General features: G+C 44.3%; 5 protein-coding genes and 1 pseudogene. All 6 read right to left on the reverse strand.

The features are described 5' to 3' along the window. Positions 1 to 45: 45 nt before the first annotated feature. Complete coding sequence (gene cccB / locus V7Z64_RS11855) at positions 46 to 372, reverse strand: cytochrome c551 (RefSeq protein ID WP_003397345.1); 327 nt, start codon at positions 370 to 372, stop codon at positions 46 to 48. 59 nt (positions 373 to 431) lie between these two features. Beyond that, entirely contained in the window at positions 432 to 1,292 is an 861-nt protein-coding gene (locus V7Z64_RS11860) for a YitT family protein (protein WP_003397346.1), read from the reverse strand. Positions 1,293 to 1,381: 89 nt separating this feature from the next. Further along, positions 1,382 to 1,641 (reverse strand): annotated as a pseudogene (locus V7Z64_RS11865) (type II toxin-antitoxin system RelE family toxin). After that, complete coding sequence (locus tag V7Z64_RS11870) at positions 1,610 to 1,867, reverse strand: hypothetical protein (RefSeq protein ID WP_297990942.1); 258 nt, start codon at positions 1,865 to 1,867, stop codon at positions 1,610 to 1,612. Before V7Z64_RS11870 ends, V7Z64_RS11865 begins: the two are co-directional and overlap by 32 nt. Positions 1,868 to 1,956: 89 nt before the next feature. Next, a protein-coding gene (prfB, locus tag V7Z64_RS11875; protein ID WP_297990947.1) for a peptide chain release factor 2 occupies positions 1,957 to 3,064 on the reverse strand; the annotation gives its coding sequence in 2 pieces (ribosomal slippage) (positions 1,957 to 2,991 and positions 2,993 to 3,064; 1,107 coding nt in all). Between the two features lie 40 nt (positions 3,065 to 3,104). Next, on the reverse strand, positions 3,105 to 4,688 hold a 1,584-nt coding region (locus tag V7Z64_RS11880; RefSeq protein WP_334110518.1), incomplete at its 5' end, for a preprotein translocase subunit SecA.

Here is a 4,688-nt window from a genome sequence, read left to right on the forward strand (position 1 = left end):
TTTACGCCCAATCATATAAAAAGAGGATGCACAAATCGCATCCTCTTACTTTTTCGCAGCTAACCATTCCGCTACTTTATCTACATCGTCGCCTTGGAGTAAGCCACCAGGCATGCCGCCGCGACCATTTGCGATAATATCTTTAATTTCATCTTGCGAATATTTTCCGCCTACTTTATCAAGCGCAGGTCCGACGCCGCCTTCTAAATTTTGTCCGTGGCAGCTTGCACACGATTTTTTGTAAACAGCTTCAGCAGCTGAAGCTGTATCTCCGCCACCATTGGCTGGCTTCTCACTTGTGCTATCCCCTCCACCACAGGCCGCTAACACAATCGCCGTACTAGCGAATAAGCCGAATAGCTTTTTCTTCATATACACGTCCCCCTTGTAAACATTTTCATACATTTCTATTATATCGCATCATTTTTATGTTAGGCACGTTTAAATCCTTCCCCAAGCACTTCCGCTGCATCCATAACGACGACAAACGCAGACGGATCAATGGTTTTCACCAATTGTTTCAATTTTGTGAACTCACTTTGTGCTACGACACACATAAGAACAGGTCGCTCTTTTTCTGTATATCCACCGTATGCATGTAGTTTTGTCACACCGCGGTCAATTTTATGCAAAATCGCTTCACGCACTTCTTCTTCTTTGTTTGTGACGATCATCGCCATTTTCGAGTTACCAAACCCAACTTGAACAAAATCAATCGTCTTACTTGTGACAAATAATGCGATTAACGCATATAACGCCCGTTCTAAATCAAATACAAACGCCGCCGTTAACACAATTAAACCATCAATTAAAATGACGCATGTCCCTAATGATAAACCCGTATATTTGTGAATAATTTGGGCAGCTAAATCCGTTCCTCCCGTTGATGCCCGGCCACGAAATACAATGCCTAATCCTATGCCAACACCGATGCCGCCAAATAACGCCCCAAGTAGAGCGTCGTTTGTTGCTGGTGCGACATCATGCGTCAAATATACGACAAACGGCAAAAAAGCAGTGCCAACTAACGTTTTAATGCCAAACTGTTTTCCAAGCAACAACACGCCTGCGATAAATAGCGGAATGTTAAGAGACCATTGCACGTATGCTGGCTGCCAGCCAAGCGTCGCATGTAAAATGGTACTAATGCCGCTCACACCGCCTGACGCAACACGGTTCGGGAGTAAAAATAAATTGAATGCAACGGCCACAACGGCTGAACCGACGAGAATGTATACGTATTCCAACACCTTTTCAACGAATGGATTTGTTATGTTGCTTCTTTTTCGCATGCTTCTCACCTTCCCTCGTGAGTATAGCATGCCCGATATAGGAAGTAAATGACATCGAATTAACGCAATAACGATTTAATATAATGAAGTTAATATAGGTCTCCTCGATTTCCAATCGCCTCGATGTAAATTATTTGTTCGTGGTGATCAATGCGGAAAAGAATGCGGTATGTGCCAACACGTAGACGGTACAAACCTTGTTGTCCCCTCATTTTTTAATGTCTCCCTGAGGAGGACTATAAAGCAATCCTTTTAACGATATAGCTATCCGTTCTTGTACTTCTTTCTCTTGCTTAGCAAGAAATTTTACTGCTTCCTTACGGTAAATCAACTTGTAAGCCAAATTCACGTTTTGCATCACCACCAGTCACATATCCTTCATCTCCTTGTAACTGGCGTTTTTCTTCTCCTGTTAACAACGCTTCTTCTTCACTTACTTCTTCCATTTCATCCCACCATTTATGATCTTTTTTTGCTCTTTGCAGTAAATGCAATAAAAATTCGTAGGCTGATTTTTGATCGGATTCGCTTAACTGTTCAATCATCTCATGAAGCACTTTTTTGTCTACTACCATGTTATTCCCTTCTTTCGTTATGTCCAGATTATCACGCTCTTTTTTTAGGCGTCAATAATATACAACAAAAGGTGCCCATGTCGGACACCTTACCCTTGTTTTAATTTAGAGCGTAAATACGCGTCGATAAACACATCAATTTCCCCGTCCATCACCGCTTGAACGTTTCCGACTTCCGTATTTGTTCGATGATCTTTCACGAGCGAGTATGGATGGAAGACGTATGAGCGAATTTGGCTTCCCCAGCCGATTTCTTTTTGTTCCCCGCGTATCTCCGCAAGTTCCGCTTGTTGTTCTTCTAATTTCTTTTGATACAATTTCGCTTTTAACATGTTCATCGCTTTTTCGCGGTTTTTAATTTGTGAACGTTCCGATTGACACGTCACAACAATGCCAGTTGGAATATGTGTAATGCGCACAGCTGAATCCGTCGTATTGACGTGCTGACCGCCAGCACCGCTTGAGCGATACGTATCCACTTTAATTTCATCTGGACGAACGTCAATTTCAATGTTGTCATCAAATTCAGGGACGACTTCGCACGAAACGAACGACGTATGACGGCGGCCGGAAGCGTCAAACGGCGAAATGCGTACGAGGCGATGAACACCTTTTTCCGCTTTTAAATATCCGTATGCATTATGCCCTTTAATTAACAACGTGACGCTTTTAATACCTGCTTCCTCACCCGGCAAATAATCGAGCGTTTCCACTTTGTATCCTTTTTTCTCCGCCCAGCGCGTGTACATGCGCAACAACATGGACGCCCAATCTTGCGACTCCGTTCCGCCTGCGCCGGGATGTAGCTCTAAAATGGCATTGTTTTTATCGTAAGGTTCATTTAATAGAAGCTGCAGTTCAAATTCGCTAAAGTCTTTCGATAATTTTTTCGCCTCAGCCACGAGCTCTTTTTGCAATTCTTCATCTGGCTCTTCTTTTACGAGCTCATATGTCACTTCTAAATTTTCGAACCGCTCTTCAAGCGAACGAAATTCACCAACTAAATCTTTCAACGCATTGGCTTCACTAATGACCACTTGGGCTGCTTTTTGATCGTCCCAGAAATCAGGGGCAGCCATTTGCGTTTCTAGTTGCTCAATGCGCGCCTCTTTCGTTTCGAGGTCAAAGAGACCCCCTAATGTCCGCTAATCGCTTAGCCATTTTTTCAAGCTCTTGCTTAATTTCTACTAAATCAATCATGTCTTTCACCTCAATCATTATTGTACGCAAACGACGATTATCGTCCACAACAATGTTTATATTTTTTTCCGCTTCCGCATGGGCACGGATCATTTCGGCCGACTTCCACCGCTTTTTTCACCGGTTTACGTTTCACTTCTTCGCCTTCTTTCGGGTGGACGGCCTCCCCTTTAGCAACTTCTTGTCGCTCTAGGTTGCTTTCAATTTCAGCTTTCATAATATAGCGCGCAACTTCTTCTTCAATAGAAGCAATCATCGCTTCAAACATCGCATACCCTTCCATCTGGTATTCGCGCAGCGGATCAATTTGACCGTATGCACGCAAATGAATACCTTGGCGAAGTTGTTCCATCGCATCAATATGCTCCATCCATTTCATATCGACAGCGCGCAACACGATGACGCGCTCAAACTCACGCATTTGTTCGGACGGAATGCGGCTTTCTTTTTCATCGTAACGTGCACGCACTTTGTTCCAGATCAATTCAATCATTTCTTCTCGGTCTTTGCCGTTTAAATGTTGAACGGTTACGTCTCCTTCAGGAAGAAGGTTCGCTTGCATATAATCGACGATCGCCTGCACGTTCCATTCTTCCGGCATCTCCTCATCTGGTGTATGCGTGTGCACGACGCGCTCAATGACCGATTGAATCATTTTTTCAACAATGTCGCGCAAGTTTTCTGAGTCAAGCACTTGGAAACGTTGGCGATAAATAATTTCACGTTGTTCGCGCAATACATCATCGTACTGCAATAGTTGTTTACGTGCATCAAAGTTGTTCCCCTCAACGCGTTTTTGCGCCGATTCGACCGCTTTGGATACGATTTTGCTTTGAATTGGCTGTGAATCGTCCATCCCTAAGCGATCCATCATCGCCATCATATTTTCCGAACCGAAGCGGCGCATCAGCTCGTCTTCAAGCGACAAATAAAATTGCGATACACCAGGGTCACCTTGACGACCGGAGCGTCCGCGCAGCTGGTTATCGATGCGGCGGCTTTCATGGCGCTCCGTACCGATGACGGCTAAACCGCCAAGTTCCCGTACGCCTTCACCAAGTTTAATGTCCGTTCCGCGTCCTGCCATATTTGTCGCAATGGTAACTGCGCCTTTTTGACCGGCTTGTGCAATAATTTCTGCCTCTTTCGCATGGTTTTTCGCGTTTAAAACGTTATGGCGAATGCCGCGCTTCGTTAACATGCTTGACAACAATTCAGACGTCTCAATTGATACCGTACCGACGAGGACAGGTTGCCCTTTCGCATGACGTTCTGCGATATCCTCAACAACCGCGCGAAACTTTCCTTCCATCGTGCGATAAATTAAATCTGGACGGTCATCGCGAATGACTGGTTTATTTGTCGGAATAACGATGACTTGCATATTGTAAATGTTACGAAACTCTTCTTCTTCTGTTTTTGCTGTTCCCGTCATCCCCGCTAGCTTTTCATACATGCGGAAATAGTTTTGGAACGTAATCGTCGCAAGCGTCATCGATTCATTTTGAATCTCAAGCCCTTCTTTCGCTTCGATCGCTTGATGAAGTCCATCGCTATAGCGGCGTCCGCGCATTAAACGACCGGTAAACGGATCGACGATAACGATTTTTCCATCTTCGAC

It is taken from the genome of Anoxybacillus sp., assembly GCF_036834105.1.
Taxonomy (GTDB): Bacteria; Bacillota; Bacilli; order Bacillales; family Anoxybacillaceae; genus Anoxybacillus.